Origin of the sequence: Micromonospora sp. NPDC047762 (genome assembly GCF_043204655.1) — a bacterium.
Lineage (GTDB): Bacteria > Actinomycetota > Actinomycetes > Mycobacteriales > Micromonosporaceae > Micromonospora.
The window spans coordinates 140,227-155,039 of the sequence record NZ_JBIDCQ010000002.1 but is presented as its reverse complement, the minus strand read 5'-3'; the positions used below and the strand labels follow the sequence as shown (position 1 = coordinate 155,039).

General features: G+C 72.8%; 14 protein-coding genes. 3 read left to right on the top strand and 11 right to left on the bottom strand.

Annotated features, from left to right (window positions below):
• Positions 1-7: 7 nt before the first annotated feature.
• The 6 genes from nadC to ACGF3C_RS06180 form a co-directional block, all read right to left on the bottom strand.
• A complete protein-coding gene (gene nadC / locus ACGF3C_RS06205; protein WP_393219348.1) occupies positions 8-904 on the bottom strand; it encodes a carboxylating nicotinate-nucleotide diphosphorylase in 897 nt (298 codons plus the stop codon).
• The gene (locus ACGF3C_RS06200; RefSeq protein WP_357222716.1) at positions 901-2,595 is read right to left on the bottom strand and encodes an L-aspartate oxidase; all 1,695 of its coding nucleotides are present in this window, start codon (positions 2,593-2,595) and stop codon (positions 901-903) included. The genes nadC and ACGF3C_RS06200 overlap by 4 nt, the downstream gene beginning before the upstream one ends.
• A gap of 108 nt (positions 2,596-2,703) precedes the next feature.
• Positions 2,704-3,600 carry a septum formation family protein gene (locus ACGF3C_RS06195; protein WP_357222718.1) on the bottom strand — a complete coding sequence of 299 codons (897 nt, stop codon included), beginning with the start codon at positions 3,598-3,600 and terminating at the stop codon, positions 2,704-2,706.
• A gap of 96 nt (positions 3,601-3,696) precedes the next feature.
• Positions 3,697-4,125 (bottom strand): aspartate 1-decarboxylase, encoded by a 429-nt coding sequence (panD, locus tag ACGF3C_RS06190; protein ID WP_357222720.1) that lies wholly within the window; start codon positions 4,123-4,125, stop codon positions 3,697-3,699.
• Between the two features lie 46 nt (positions 4,126-4,171).
• Complete coding sequence (gene panC / locus ACGF3C_RS06185) at positions 4,172-5,020, bottom strand: pantoate--beta-alanine ligase (protein ID WP_393219343.1); 849 nt, start codon at positions 5,018-5,020, stop codon at positions 4,172-4,174.
• A gap of 55 nt (positions 5,021-5,075) precedes the next feature.
• Positions 5,076-6,041, bottom strand: coding sequence for a Rossmann-like and DUF2520 domain-containing protein (locus ACGF3C_RS06180; protein WP_393219340.1), 966 nt, complete (start codon positions 6,039-6,041; stop codon positions 5,076-5,078).
• 647 nt (positions 6,042-6,688) lie between these two features.
• On the opposite strand from ACGF3C_RS06180, the gene ACGF3C_RS06175 reads away from it, so the two are divergent.
• Together ACGF3C_RS06175 and ACGF3C_RS06170 are read left to right on the top strand one after the other, a co-directional pair.
• Positions 6,689-7,639, top strand: a complete 951-nt coding sequence (locus tag ACGF3C_RS06175) for an SAM-dependent methyltransferase (protein WP_393220725.1) — start codon at positions 6,689-6,691, stop codon at positions 7,637-7,639.
• Entirely contained in the window at positions 7,636-8,823 is a 1,188-nt protein-coding gene (locus tag ACGF3C_RS06170) for an NADH-quinone oxidoreductase subunit D (protein ID WP_355005951.1), read from the top strand. The genes ACGF3C_RS06175 and ACGF3C_RS06170 overlap by 4 nt, the downstream gene beginning before the upstream one ends.
• A gap of 18 nt (positions 8,824-8,841) precedes the next feature.
• On the opposite strand, the gene ACGF3C_RS06165 is transcribed toward ACGF3C_RS06170, so the two are convergent.
• The 4 genes from ACGF3C_RS06165 to ACGF3C_RS06150 all read right to left on the bottom strand — a co-directional run bounded on the left by ACGF3C_RS06165 (position 8,842) and on the right by ACGF3C_RS06150 (position 13,246).
• Positions 8,842-10,509, bottom strand: coding sequence for a hypothetical protein (locus tag ACGF3C_RS06165; RefSeq protein ID WP_393219337.1), 1,668 nt, complete (start codon positions 10,507-10,509; stop codon positions 8,842-8,844).
• 108 nt (positions 10,510-10,617) lie between these two features.
• A complete protein-coding gene (locus ACGF3C_RS06160) occupies positions 10,618-11,622 on the bottom strand; it encodes a glycine betaine ABC transporter substrate-binding protein (protein WP_357222726.1) in 1,005 nt (334 codons plus the stop codon).
• 200 nt (positions 11,623-11,822) lie between these two features.
• Positions 11,823-12,563, bottom strand: a complete 741-nt coding sequence (locus ACGF3C_RS06155) for an ABC transporter permease (protein ID WP_355005954.1) — start codon at positions 12,561-12,563, stop codon at positions 11,823-11,825.
• Entirely contained in the window at positions 12,560-13,246 is a 687-nt protein-coding gene (locus ACGF3C_RS06150; RefSeq protein WP_091403225.1) for an ABC transporter permease, read from the bottom strand. The genes ACGF3C_RS06155 and ACGF3C_RS06150 overlap by 4 nt, the downstream gene beginning before the upstream one ends.
• A gap of 2 nt (positions 13,247-13,248) precedes the next feature.
• On the opposite strand from ACGF3C_RS06150, the gene ACGF3C_RS06145 reads away from it, so the two are divergent.
• Positions 13,249-14,253 (top strand): ABC transporter ATP-binding protein, encoded by a 1,005-nt coding sequence (locus ACGF3C_RS06145; protein ID WP_393219331.1) that lies wholly within the window; start codon positions 13,249-13,251, stop codon positions 14,251-14,253.
• 53 nt (positions 14,254-14,306) lie between these two features.
• Here the strand turns inward: ACGF3C_RS06145 and ACGF3C_RS06140 are convergent, their stop codons facing one another.
• Entirely contained in the window at positions 14,307-14,738 is a 432-nt protein-coding gene (locus ACGF3C_RS06140) for a hypothetical protein (protein WP_393219328.1), read from the bottom strand.
• Between the last annotated feature and the right edge of the window lie 75 nt (positions 14,739-14,813).

The following is a 14,813-nucleotide window of genomic DNA, read 5'->3' as shown; positions in this document are numbered from 1 at the left end:
TAGACAACTACTCGCTGCGCAGGTCCAGCGCGATGTCCAGGATCGGCGACGAGTGCGTCAGCGCGCCCACCGAGAGGAAGTCCACGCCGGTGGCCGCGTACCGGCCGGCCACCTCCAGGGTCAGCCCGCCGGTCGCCTCCAACTCCGCCCGGTCACCCACCGCGGCCACCGCCCCGGCCAGCACCTCCGGCGTCATGTTGTCGCAGAGCAGGAAGTCCGCGCCGGCCTCCACCGCCTCCACCGCCTCGTCGACTGTGGTCACCTCGACCTGCACCGGCACCTCCGGGAAAGCCTCCCGGACCCGCCGGAAGGCAGCGGTGATGCCCCCGGCCGCCAGCTTGTGGTTGTCCTTGATCATGGCCACGTCGTAGAGGCCCATCCGTTTGTTGGTGCCGCCGCCGGCCCGCACCGCGTACTTCTCCAGCGCCCGCAGGCCCGGCGTCGTCTTGCGGGTGTCCAGCACCATCGCCTTCGAGCCGGCCAGCGCGTCCGCCCAGGCGCGGGTGTGGGTGGCCACCCCGGACATCCGGCAGAGCAGGTTGAGCGCCGTCCGCTCGGCCGTCAGCAGCAGCCGGGTCGGGCCGGTCACCGTCGCCAGCACGTCGCCGCGGGCCACCCGCTCGCCGTCGCGGGCCAGCACCGACACCTCAACGGTACGACCGAAGCCAGTCACCTCGCCCACCAGCTCGAACACGGCAGCGGCCACCGCCATCCCGGCCAACACCCCGTCCGCGCGAGCCACCAGGTCGGCGGTGTCGGTCTGATCCGCCGGAATGGTGGCCACGCTTGTGACGTCCAGGAAATCCGGGCCCAGATCCTCCACCAGCGCGCCCTCGATCACCTGCCGTACGTGCGCCGGATCCAACCCGGCCGCCCGCAACGCCGTCTCCGTCGACCCGATCACGAGTTTCCCTCCCACTGTTGCGTCACCCGGCCCTGCGCCCCGACCGCACCGACCAGATGGCCCAGCCACCGTTCGTCGGCCGTCGGGAAGTCCTCCCGCCAGTGGCAGCCCCGGGTCTCACCACGGGCGTACGCGGCGGCGACCAGCGTCGACGCCACGGTGAGCAGGTTCGTCGCCTCCCAGTCGGCGGTACGCGGCCGGCCCCGGGCCACGCCCAGGTCGGTCAACGTGCCGGCCGTCCCGGCCAACGTCGCCGCGGATCGGAGCACCCCCGCCCCCCGGGTCATCGCCCGTTGCAGGGTCGGCGTCACCTCCGCGGGCAGCACCCAACCCGTCCCGCCACGCCACGCGCCGGTCTCCGCCGGCTGGGCCTGCTCGGGCAGGCCGGCCGCGATGTCCTCGGCGATCCGCCGGGAGAAGACCAGACCCTCCAGCAACGAGTTGCTGGCCAGCCGGTTCGCGCCGTGCACACCCGTGCAGGCCACCTCGCCGCAGGCGTACAGGCCCGGGATGGAGGTACGGCCGCGCAGGTCGGTCCGAACCCCGCCGGAGGCGTAGTGGGCGGCCGGCGCCACCGGGATCAGATCGGTCGCCGGGTCCACGCCGATCGCCAGGCAGGACGCCACGATGGTGGGGAACCGACCGGCCAGGAAATCGCCGCCCAGGTGCCGTGCGTCGAGGAAGACGTGGTCCGCGCCGGTGGCCAGCAGCACCCGGTGGATGCCCTTGGCCACCACGTCCCGGGGTGCCAGCTCGGCCAACTCGTGCTGGCCCACCATGAACCTCTTGCCGTCCGCGTCCACCAGGTACGCGCCCTCGCCGCGCAACGCCTCCGAGACCAGCGGCTGCTGCGCGTGCCCCGCCCCGGGCACCCCCGCGCCGGACGGGGTGATCAGGGCAGTCGGGTGGAACTGGACGAACTCCACGTCGGTCACGGCCGCGCCGGCCCGCAGCGCCAGCGCCACCCCGTCCCCGGTGGAGACCGCCGGGTTGGTGGTGGCCGAGAAGATCTGCCCCATGCCACCGGTGGCGAGCACGACGGCACGGGCCAACAGCGCGCCGACGCCGTCCTCGCTGCCCTCACCCAGCACGTGCAGGGTGATCCCGCAGGCCGGGCCGAGCCCGTCCGGACCGTCGCCCGGCGCGCGCAGGAGATCCAGCACGAGGGCGTGCTCGAACAGCCGGATCCACGGGTCGCGCTGCACCGCGGCGTGCAGGGCCCGCTGCACCTCCGCGCCGGTGGCGTCGCCGCCGGCGTGCACGATCCGGTCCGCCCGGTGCCCGCCCTCGCGGGTCAGCATCAGCGAGCCGTCCGGGTGCCGATCGAACTCGGCGCCGATCCGGATCAACTCACGCAGGCGGGTCGGGCCCTCCTCGACCAGCACCCGGACCGCCGCCGGGTCGCACAGCCCGACCCCGGCGACCTCGGTGTCCCGGGCATGCGCCGCCGGGGTGTCGGCCGGGTCGAGCACGGCGGCGATGCCACCCTGCGCCCACCGGGTCGAGCCGTCGTCAATGTTGACCTTGGTGACCACCGTGACGTGCAGGCCGGCCTCCCGCAGGTGCAGCGCCGCGGTCAACCCGGCGACGCCGGAACCCACCACGATCACGTCGGTGGTCTCCACCCACCCGGGCGCGGGCGCGGCCAGCAGCGCGGGCAGGGCAGGCAGGTCGACGGTCGGAAGGTCCATCCCCCCAGTCAACCCGAACCATCCTCGCCCGGGGCGGCGGGGGCGGGACGAGTGTTTTGGGCGACCCCGTCCGTCCCGCGCCGCGCCGCGCCGACCGTCAGGCCGTGGTCACTTCGTCCGGACCGGCAGACCAGCCGGGCCCGCGCCCTTCAGCGAGGCGGTCACCGTACGGTCGCTGAGCCACAGATAGCAGCGGACGCCCCGATCACCGACCTTCCAACGCCCCACCCCCGGCGGACGGACCACCACACCGCTGCGGAAGCGCAACGTGGCGTCGTCAGGTACGCCCGCGTACCGGGCCAGGACACTACGACAACCCGTGTAGAGCGGCAGCCAGTCGGCGTCCCGGGTCGGGTACGCCAGGTCCGGTGCGCGCCACACCCCGACGAACTCGGCGTCGTGCTGTTTACCGCACTCCACCGGGGTCAGCGTCTGCACACCCCGGCCGGCCCCACCGCGGGTCTGCTGACAACCGAGGCGCAGCCCGGTGGGCCCCTTCAACGCGTCCCGCAGACTGCCCGACCGGACCACCACGGTCGCCGCCGCCTCGACGGTGGTCAGCTCGGTGAGGTCGCAGCGGAACCACCGGGAACCCGCCGCCCACCCCGGCCCGTTGGGCAGCGCCACTGACAGCCGCAGCCGGCCGGACCGCCATTCGTCACCCACGTAGCGGGTCGCCCGGGTGTCACACTCGGCGAACGCACCCCGCAGCTCGGCCGAACCACCCGCCGGAGCGGCCGCCCGCTCGGCCGGGAAAGCCCCGACGTGCACCGTCTCCAAACGGTGCGGCCCGGCGCAGTCCACCGGCTCATAACTGGCCAGGCTGACCAGATCGGTGAAGTCGGCGGTGTGACACACACCGGCGGCCGGAGTGAACGCCGACGGCACCGGCAACGCCGCCCAGTCGTCGGTCAGATCACCGTCCAGGCCGCCGGACCCGGCGCAGCCCACCAGCAGCACTGCCGTCACGGCAGCGGCGAACAGGGTCGTCATGGCACGGCTCATCGCGGCCTCCCCCAGCCACCGACCGGCTTCCGCCAGCGTGCCCAGGGTAACCGGAAATGACCTTCCGGTAACAGACCGGAATCACGGTACGGGGGATCAGACTCCGGACACGGCCAACGGGCTGGGCACCGGGGCACCGGCCGTGCCAGGCGCCGCCGCAGCCGGATCGGTACCCAACTCGATCACCCGGTTGTCGGCGTCGACGTGCACGACCCGTGGCCGGTACATCCGGGCCTCGGCGTCGTCCATCTGCCCGTACGAGATCAGGATCACCAGGTCGCCGGGGTGCACCAGGTGCGCGGCGGCGCCGTTGATGCCGATCACGCCGCTGCCCCGCTCACCCGGGATCACGTACGTCTCCAGCCGGGCGCCGTTGGTGATGTCTACGATCGCCACCTGCTCGCCGGGGAGCAGGTCGGCGGCGTCGAGCAGATCCTCGTCCACGGTCACCGAACCGACGTAGTGCAGGTCGGCCTGGGTCACCGTGGCTCGGTGGATCTTCGACTTGAGCATGGTCCGCAACATCGGAGTGGCCTTTCGCGGGTATTCGGTGGCGGGTGGTACGGCCGGGTCAGGGGCGCGGGGCGAGATGGATCGCCGCGTTGTCGATCAACCGGGTGGCGCCGACCCAGGCGGCGATCACCAGCCGAGCCGGCCCAGCCACCGGCCCCGGTTCCAACTCGGGATCGGTGAGCACCAGGTAGTCGAGGCGGGCACCGGGCGTACCGGCGCCGAACGCGGCGTGCGCGGCGGTCAGCACCGCAGCCGCGTCCAGGCCGTCGTCGGCGGCCTGCGCGCCGGCCCGAAGCGCGGCGGACAGACTCAGCGCGGCGGCCCGCTCCGGCTCACTCAGGTAACGGTTGCGGCTGGAAAGGGCCAACCCATCCGGCTCCCGAACGGTCGGTACGCCGACCACCTCGACCGGCACGTCCAGGTCGCGGGCCATCCGCCGGACCAGAGTGAGCTGCTGGTAGTCCTTCTCGCCGAAGAACGCCAGGTCCGGCCGGGTGAGCTGGAGCAGCTTCAGCACCACCGTGAGTACCCCGTGAAAGAAGCCGGGGCGGCTCGCCCCCTCCAGCTCGCCGCCGAGCTGGCCCGGATCGAGGCGTACGCGGGGCTGACCGTCCGGGTACATGTCCGCCACCGACGGGGCGAAGACCAGATCCGCGCCCGCCCGCCGGCACACCTCCAGATCGGCCTCAAGGGTGCGCGGGTAACGGTCGAAGTCCTCGTTCGGCCCGAACTGCAACGGGTTCACGAAGACCGTAACCAGCACGTGGTCAGCCTGTTCCCGGGCCGCGCGCAGCAACGTCTCGTGGCCGGAGTGCAGCGCACCCATGGTCATCACCACCCCGACAGTGCCCTTCAGCCCGGCCCGGGCGTCGGCCAACTCGGCGCGCGTGTGCGCCACCCGGGTCACAGCGACACCTCGGTTCGCGACTGCGGGGCTCGCAGGATCGGCTCACTCCTCGCGCTCACGCGGCCACCTCCCGACCGCTGTCGGCCAGCACGCCGAGCAGCGACTGCGCGTCCACCGGCCGCAACCGGCCGGCGGCGATAGCCCGGTCGGCGGTACGACGGGCCAACGCCAGGTACGCGGGGACGGATTCCGGTGCGGTGGCCGCCAACCGGGCCAGGTGCCGCTGCACGGTGCCCGCGTCGCCACGGGAGACCGGACCGGTCAACGCGTCGTCACCGAGCCGCAGCGCGTTCTCCAGGGCGGCCCGCAGCAGCGGGGCCAGCACCTTCTCCGGCCGGGACACCCCGGCGTCCCGCAACCGGTCGGCCGCCTCGTTGACAAGGGTCACCAGGTGGTTCGCGCCGTGCGCCAGCGCGGCGTGGTAGAGCGGCCGGTCCGACTCGGCCACCCACTCGGGCACGCCACCGAGGTCGGTGACCAGTCGGGCAGCCAGCGGGCGCAGCTCCGCCGGGGCGGTCACCCCGTACGAGATGCCGTCCAGCCGGGTCAGGTCGTCCGGCGTACCGGTGAAGGTCATCGCGGGGTGCAGGGCGAGTGGCCGGGCGCCGGCCGCGACGGCCGGCCCGAGCACGGCCAGGCCGTGAGCCCCCGAGGTGTGCGCGACGATCTGGCCCGGGTGCAGCGCGCCCCGCTCCGCGAGGTCGGTCACCACACCGGCCAGCCTGTCGTCCGGCACCGCGATCAGCAGCAGGTCGGCGGCGGCGTGGGCCACGGCGGTGACCGGGCGACGGGGCACCTCGGGCAACAGCAGGGCGAGGCGGGCGCGACTGGCTCCGGAACTGCCGGAGACGGCGACCACCCGGTGACCGGCGGCGGCGAGCGCGGCGCCCAGCACGGCGCCGACCCGACCGGCGCCAATGACACCGACGGTGAGCAGACGGGAAGTGGGGGGAGTGGCGGAGGCACCGAGAACGGCGGGCCCCTGCGGGGCGGCCGAACGCGGGCGCATCGGTGCGCTCATGTCGATGATCCAGTCCTCGAGAAGGGGTACCGGTCGATCGCAAGTATGCGCCCGGCCCACCGAACCCGGACAAGCATGTGTGAAAACCTTCACCACCCCCGCAAGTGCCCTTCGCCACCGTCCCCGACCGCCCCAGACCAGCGCGTTCCCCCTGCACCCATGATCAAGTGCTGAAAAGTAGGTAACCGGAGCTATTCTGACCTACTTTTCATCACCTGATCACCGTGCGCCGCGCCCGCTGCATTCGGAGTGAACTGATGTCGATCGCCTGGCGAGACGCGATGAGCCGAGCCCTCTACGGGCCGGGCGGCTTCTTCGTCGCCGGCACCGGCCCGGCCGATCACTTCCGCACCAGCGTGCATGCCTCCCCGGCCTTCGCCACCGCGCTGCTGCGCCTGCTCACCCAGGTCGACGCGGCCCTCGGGCACCCGGCGCGGCTCGACGTGGTCGACGTGGGGGCGGGTCGGGGCGAGCTGCTACGGGCGCTCGCCGGGCTTGCTCACGATCCCACCGGGCTCGCTCACAGTCCCACCGGGCTCGCTCACAGTCCCACCGGGCTCGCGGTGGGGGTTTCCGGGGAGCCCGCCCACTCCGGGCGGTCAGGCTTGATCCCTGCGTGGTCGGGCTCCCCGGAAACCCTGACCTCCATGGCCTCCGCCCGTCCGGCACCCGGCGGGCCGTCGTTGGCCGCCGTCCCTCCGTCGCTCGCCGAACGCGTCCGCTTCACAGCCGTCGAGTACGCGAACCGCCCCGAAAACCTGCCCGAAGAAATCAACTGGGTGTCTGAGATCCCCGCCGGGATCACGGGGGTGCTGCTCGCCACCGAGTGGCTGGACAACGTCCCCCTCGACGTGGCAGTGCATTCCGAAGATGGCTGGCGATACGTGCTGGTCGACCCGGAGAGTGGTGCCGAATCGATTGGTGAGCTGGTCAGCCCGGCTGATCTCGACTGGTTGACCACCTGGTGGCCCAGCTCCGCGACCTCGCCGAGTACGGACGGCGCCCCGAATCCGGGGGTGACCTGGACGGGCGCGACAAGCGACAGCGAGTTGGGTTTCGGGGCAGCCCGGCCGGCGCAGGGATCAAGCCTGACCGCCCGGAGCCGGCCGAGCTGCCCCGAAACCCCCCACAGCGACCACCGCGCAGAGATCGGCAGACCACGGGACGAAGCCTGGGCCAACGCGGTGCGACAGATCAGCCGAGGGCTGGCGGTTGCCGTTGACTACGGGCACCTACGCGACGAGAGGCCGGTCGACGGGACGTTGACCGGGTACCGGGGTGGGCGGCAGGTGCCTCCGGTGCCTGACGGGTCGAGTGACGTCACAGCGCACGTGGCCATGGACTCGGTCGCCTCCGCTGGTGCGGCGGTCGCCCGGTGCGCGTACTCCCTGGCCCTGCAGCGGGAGGCGCTGCTGGCGCTCGGGGCCGACGGCGGGCGACCACCGCTCAGCCTGGCCGGCACCGACCCGGTCGGCTACGTGCGGGCGCTGGCCGCCGCGTCGACGGTGGCCGAGCTGACCGACCCGGCCGGGCTCGGTGGGCACTGGTGGTTGCGCCAGCCGGTCGGCATCCCGCTCGGGTCGGCCGTGGCACGATGACGGGCATGACCACCGACGCCGGGGACCTCCGTGAACTGACCGTCGGCACCGGGGCCGGGCTGATCCCCGGCACCGGTGATCAGCAACTCGGCACCGACATGGTGCTGAACATCGGTCCGCAGCACCCCTCCACCCACGGTGTGCTGCGGTTGAAGCTGGTGCTCGACGGCGAGCGGGTGGTCGCCTGTGAACCGATCGTCGGTTACATGCACCGGGGCGCGGAGAAGCTCTTCGAGGTGCGTGACTACCGGCAGATCATCGTGCTGGCCAACCGGCACGACTGGCTCTCGGCGTTCTCCAACGAGCTGGGCGTGGTGCTCGCTGTGGAACGCCTGATGGGCATGGAGGTGCCGGAGCGGGCCACCTGGCTGCGGATGGCCCTGGCGGAGCTGAACCGGGTGCTGAACCACCTGATGTTCCTCGGCTCGTACCCGTTGGAGATCGGGGCGATCACGCCGATCTTCTACGCCTTCCGGGAACGCGAGACCATCCAGGCGGTGATGGAGGAGGTCTCCGGTGGCCGGATCCACTACATGTTCAACCGGGTGGGTGGCCTCAAGGAAGAGGTCCCGTACGGGTGGACCGGGCGGGCCCGCGCGGCGATCGGCGAGGTACGCCGCCGGTTGCCCGACCTGGACCACCTGATCCGGCGTAACGAGATCTTCCTGGCCCGCACCGTCGGCGTGGGCGTGCTGTCCGCCGCGGACGCCGCCGCGTTCGGCGCGTCCGGGCCGGTGGCCCGCGCGTCCGGGCTGGACCTGGACCTGCGCCGCGACGACCCCTACCTGGCCTACGACGAGCTGGACGTGCCGGTGGTCACCAAGACCGCCGGGGACTGCCACGCCCGCTTCGAGGTACTGCTCGACCAGGTGTACGCGTCACTGGACCTCGCCGAGCAGTGCCTCGACCGGGTGGACCGGCTGACCGGGCCGATCAACACCCGGCTGCCGAAGGTGCTCAAGGCGCCGGAGGGGCACACGTACGCCTGGACGGAGAACCCGCTCGGCATCAACGGCTACTACCTGGTGTCGCGGGGTGAGAAGACGCCGTGGCGGTTGAAGCTGCGCACCGCCTCGTACGCGAACGTGCAGGCGTTGGCCACCCTGCTCCCCGGCTGCCTGGTCCCCGACCTGATCGCGATCCTCGGCTCGATGTTCTTCGTGGTCGGCGACATCGACAAGTGACCGGAGCCGCCTGACCGGTCACCGCCAGCGGTCGGTTGGTGGCGCGCCCCCGGCACGCGGCACGTCGTCCTGCGGTGGGTAGCCGTAACGCTCGTCGACCCGCCGCCGGCCGGTCCGTTCGGGCGCGGGTTCCCCCTGGTGGCCGCGTTGGCGCGGTGGGCGCCACTCGTCCGGCATCGGCACACCGCCCACCGGCAGCGCGGGCCTTTCCGGCTCGGCCCGCCGACCACCGTCGTGGCGGCGCGGTTCCTCATACCGGCCGGCGTCTTCGTAGCGGCCGGCGTCCTCGTAGCGGCCGGCGTCCTCGTAGCGGCCGGCGTCCTCGTAGCGGCCGGCGTCCTCGTAGCGGCCGGCGTCCTCGTGACGGCGCGGCTCCTCGTGACGGACGGCGGCCCAGCGGTCGGCCACCCGGTATTCGGTGCCGGTGGCGTCGGCGTGCACCTCGGCCCGACGTTCGCCGACGCGCAGCTCCCGACCGTTCTCGTCGTCGCGGACGGCAGCCCACCGGTCACCGGCCCGCAGCTGAGACCAGTACTCGCCGGTGTCGTCGGCCCGCAACGGCGGCCCGGCCTGCGGCGCCGGGGCGCCCGCCCGGTCGCGCTGCTCCGACCAGCCCCGATCGTCCGGGCTGTCCCAGGATTCCGCCGCCGGCCTCTCCGGGCTGCGGTGTGACCGGGCCGGCGGGGCTGGCTCGTCGGAATGGGCGTACGCGTCGCGCCGATCCGTCCACTCCGGTTCGTCGCGGCGGCCCGTCCAGCCCGCCTCGTCGCCGTACCCGGCTCGGGGGTGCTGCTCCGGCTCGCTCCTCGCCCGGCCGGCAGGGCGTGAGGGCTGATCGGCGTCGCGGCCCCGGGTCCACTCCTGAGCGGGTGGGGTCCACTGACCGGCGTACCCGCCGCCGTAGCGCCCGGCCGGCTCGGCCGGGCCGCCGTCCACCACAGTGTGTCGGGTGGTGACGTGCACGGTCTCGGTGTGCCGGACCACTCCACCCGGCCGGTGTGCCGCCTCGGGGCGGTCGTGCTCCCGGGGGCGAGCTGAGCCGTACGCGGTGGCGGCCGGTCGTTCCCCGCCGTACATGCCGGCGGCGGGCTGCTCGGGGGCCTCCCGGGCGTACGCCGGCTCGTCGTCGTCCGGGTGCCCGGGGCGCCCCCACCGGGGCGCGTCGTCGGGGCCGGAAACCCGGGCGCGGCCGGCCGGCGCGTCGGCCCGGTTACGGGCCACCGGCGTGTCGTCCACCGGCGGCTCGACGGCAGCCACCCGGGCCCGTGCGACGCCCGCGGGCTCGACGGCGGGGGCGGCACCGGCGGGGGCGGCACCACTGGCGTCGAGACGGCGGCGCACCGCAGCGATCCCCTCATGGGCCCGTTGCGCCTGGTCGAGTGCCTGGTTACCACGCTGGGCGGCGGCCACGATCTCGCCGCGCAACTCCCGACGCAGCTCCTCGATCTCGTCCAGCAACTCGTCGGTCCGCGCCGAGGCGCCCTCGTTGTCGGGCCGCAAGGCGATGGAGAGGCCGATCAGCACCACCGCGAGGATGGCGAGCACCGCAGCGAAACGCAACGGGCCATTGCCGTCGGCCACCAGCAGGATCAGCGCCGCCACCGGCGCGAGAGCGACGCCCGCCCAGAAGAGCATGGTCAGCAGCGTTGGTTGACGCCGGGCGTCAGAGGTGGCCGGGGCTGGCATGGATGTGCAGCCTACCCACGATATCCAGCGGAGGGAACGGGGTCCCCGGACGCGCGGACGCCCCCGCCCGGTCGGGGCGGGGGCGTCCTCAGCACGTGCGAAAAGGGCTCAGCTGGTGGCGAAGGCGCCATCCGACGAGAAGATCAGACCCACGCTGATCGAACCGTCGCGGAGCCCGCTCTTGGTCAGCGGCCCGCCCTGGTCCAGGGAGGAGAACTTGCCGACCGACAGCCCGTAGGTCTTCTCCAGGCCCGGCTTGCAGAACGGACGCTGCTCGCACTCCGGCGGGCCACCCAGCACTGTCGCGCTGCCGGAGCACTTCGCCGCCAACTCGGAGAGGGTCCGCACGCCGTACTTGTCGGCGAAGGCCTGGGTCACCGCGAAGGCATTCTGGTCCTGTGCGGCGGCCGGGGTGCCGAAGGTGAGGCCGGCCTTGTCGCCCTCGGTCTTCAGCGCGGTCACCGTCGTGTTGATGTCCGGCGAGGAGATCGGCTGGGCGTTCTGGCCGTTGGCCTTGGTGTTGAGGAACTCGGCCATCGTCGCCGCGTACTCCGGGACGACCTGGATCTCGCCCTTCTCCAGAGCCGGCGCGTAGAGCTCCCGGTTGCCGATCTGCTGCACCTTGACCTGGTAGCCGGCGGCGTTGAGCGCGATCCGGTACAGCTCACCCAGAATCTGACTCTCGGCGAAGTTGCCGGCGCCCACAGTGATGTCGCCACCCGGGCCCTTGGCGATGCCCGCGGTGAGGTTGTTCGCGCTGGCGAACTCCTCGGCCGCCACCTTGGGGGTCTTGCGGTCCTCGTTGACGGCCTTGTTGAGCTGGATCAGCTTCGGGGTGTCGAGTGCTGCGGAGACCTTGTCCAGTGCGGCGATCAGCTGCGGGTTGGCCGCCTTGCTGTTGACCGCCGGGATGACGTTGTCGGAGTTCTGGAGCTTCTTGTCGTCCTGCAGAGCGATGAGCTGCTGGCCGGCGACCGGGGCGCACCCGGCGCCGGAGGCGCTCGTCTGGGGTGCGTCGGTGCCGGACGAGCCGGCGTCACCGCAGCCGGTGAGCAGTGCTGCCCCGGCGACGGCGCTGACCGCCCCGATCGCCAGGCGTGTACGTGCGCGCATGAGCCCGCCTTCCGTGTCCCGGCGCGGCCCGTCCCGGGCCGGCCGCGTGTCCGACGGGCGATCCTGACTGTCGGCCGCCCGCGAATGTCCACCCAACATGCTCCGGAACCGACCGACAACTTGGGATGGACTTCGTCACCCCATCGTCACCGATTTGACGGCTGCGGGTCGCCAGCTCGACGCGGGCTCACCCGGACGGGTCAGGCGCTCCCGGTCGCGTCGGCGGCCCGGGGCCGCCCGAGGCGCTGCCGCCCACGCCGCAGCGGCTTGGGGGTGACAAGCCGTTCGACGCCGCCGAGGACCACCTCGGCCAGCAGCGCGAGCCCGGCCACCAGCACACCACCGGCGACGATCTGCCCGCCGCCGGCCGCGATTCCGATGCCGAAGCCGGTCCGGATGATCTGGCCCAGGCCGCCGCCGTTGACGAAGGAGGCCAGCGCGGCGGTCGCGATCACCTGGACCGCCGCGGTGCGGAAGCCGGCCGCCAGATAGGGCACCGCGAGCGGCAACTCCACCCGGCGCAACAGCTGCGTGCTGGACAGGCCCATTCCCCGGGCCGCGTCGCGGGCCTCCGGGTCCACCTGCCGCACCCCGGTGTACGCGTTGGCCAGCAGCGGGGGCACGGCGAAGACGGCGAGCGCCACCACGACCGGTGTCTTCCCGAAGCCGCTGGCGAAGACCACCGGGAGGATGGTCAGCAGCGCCAGGGTGGGGATGGCCAGGGTGGCGTTGGAGATCAGCACCACGAGGCCGCCACCTCGCCCGAGGTGCCCCAACCAGAGCCCGAGCGGCCAGGCCACCAGGCAGCCGAGCGCCACGGCCAGGGCGGAGATCGTCAGGTGCTCGCCGAGCCGGTCCAGCATGCCGCCGGGGTTGGTCCAGTTCAGTGGGTCGTTGATCCAGGTGACGGCCTGCCCGATCGGGTTCTCCGCGACGGTCACCGTGCCCTCCGGGTGGACCAGGGGGTCACCAGTCGGGCGACCAGGATGAGCAACAGGTCGAGCACGACCGCGAGCGCCACGCAGAGCAGCGCGGCCGTCATGATCTCGGCCTTGTAGAGGTTGTTCTGGAAGCCCGCGAAGATGAGCTGCCCGAGGCCGCCGTGCCCGACCAGCACCCCGACTGTGACCAACGCCACCGTCGAGACGGTCGCCAGCCGTACGCCGGTCACGATGCCCGGCAACGCCAGCGGGAGGTCGATCCGGAACAGCCTCCTCCAGCGGCCGTAACCCATGCCCTCGGCGGCCTCGCGAACCTCCGGGGGCACCTGGTTGAGACCGGCCACCACGTTGCGCACGATCAGCAGCAGCGCGTAGAGGACCAGCCCGACCAGCACCGTGGTCGCACCGGTGCCCAGGTAGGGGGCGATGAACGCGAAGAGCGCCAACGACGGGATGGTGTAGACCACCCCGCTGACAGCGAGGATCGGACCGGCGAGCGGACGGACCCAGTACGCCAACACGGACAACGGCAGGGCGATCAACACCGCGATCAACACCGCTCGCCCGGTGAGGGAGGCGTGTTCGCGCACCGCGGCGAGGATCGTGTCAGAGTTGTCCCGCACGTACTGCCAGGAGAACCAGGGGTTACCCGGGTCGGCCCGGTAGCTCAGGCGGAAGGACATACGTGGACGTTACCCCGGAGGCTGCCGACGTGGCCCAATCCCCTCGCGCGGCGTCGATCTCCCTGGAGGGCATCCAGAAGCGCTACCCGAACGGCACCGAAGCGGTCCGGGACCTCAGCCTGGAGGTCCGGGCCGGCGAGCTGGTGGTGCTGATCGGCCCGTCCGGCTGCGGCAAGTCGACGGTGCTGCGGATGATCAATCGCCTGATCGAACCGACCGCCGGTCGCATCACGCTCGGCGACGAGGACGTCACGAACGTCGACCCGGTGCGACTGCGCCGTCGAATCGGATACGTGATCCAGAACGTCGGTCTCTTTCCACACCAGACCGTGCGGGCCAACGTGGCCACCGTGCCGGGCCTGCTCCGCTGGCCCAAGGGCCAGACCCGGGCCCGGGTCGACGAGCTGCTCGACCTCGTCGGGCTGGACCCGGCCGAGTTCGGCGGTCGCTACCCGCACGAGCTGTCGGGTGGCCAGCGGCAGCGGGTCGGGGTGGCCCGGGCGCTCGCCGCCGACCCGGTGGTGCTGTTGATGGATGAACCGTTCTCGGCCGTCGACCCGATCGTCCGGGCCCGCCTCCAGGAGGAGTTCCTGCGCCTCCAGGCCGAGGTGCGCAAGACGATCGTGCTGGTCACCCACGACCTCGACGAGGCCGTCCGACTCGGTGACCGGATCGCCGTCCTCTCCGAGGGCGGGCACCTGGAGCAGTACGACACCCCTGCCGCGCTGCTCGGCGCACCCGCCACCGCGTTCGTACGCGAGTTCGTCGGCGCCGACCGGGGCATCCGCCGGTTGGCGGTCACCCCGCTCGACCGGGAGACGCTGGAGCCGGTGCCCGAGGACGCCGCACCGGACCTGCCCACCGTCGCCGTGGACGGCTCGGCGTACGACGCGTTGGCGGTCCTGCTCACCTCGGGCCGGGACCGGCTCCTCGTGACCGACGCCGGCCGGCCGGTGGGCGCGCTCAGCCGGCAGCGCCTCCTCGACCTCGGCCGCCCGACCAGCTGACCCGCCCCGGCCGGGTCCGGACGACAGCCGTGCCCGACCTCGCCTCGGCCTGGTCAGGCGCGACCGCCGAGGCTGGCGATGCCGATGATCCACCCGGTGAGGAAGCCGTAACCGGCACCGGTGCTGGCGTCCTGCAGCGCGCCGAGCAGTGACGGTTCCGGGCCGAGCAGCGCCGCCAGCACCGCGGCCAACCCGCCAGCCAGCACGTACGCGGCCCAGCCGGAGAAGAACTGGCTGACCGGGCCGGGCACCCGGGCGACCTGGGCGGCGGGCAACAGGTAGAGCAGCGCCACGGCGAGGACCACCAGCAGCACGGCTCGCAGGTCGGCGGCGAACAACCCGCCGGCCTGCCCGTCCGCGTCGAGCCGCCAGGCCGGCCAGGCGAGCAGGCGCGCGTAGAAGGCCCCGGCCGAATCCGGGTCGGTCAGGGTGACGGCCCAACCGGTGTACGCCGGACTGCCGCAGATGCCGACCAGCAGCAACACGGCGAGCGCGCCGGTGCCGGCGGCCGTGCCGTAGCGGCTGACCGGGCCGGAACGGTGGACCAGCGACGCGATCCG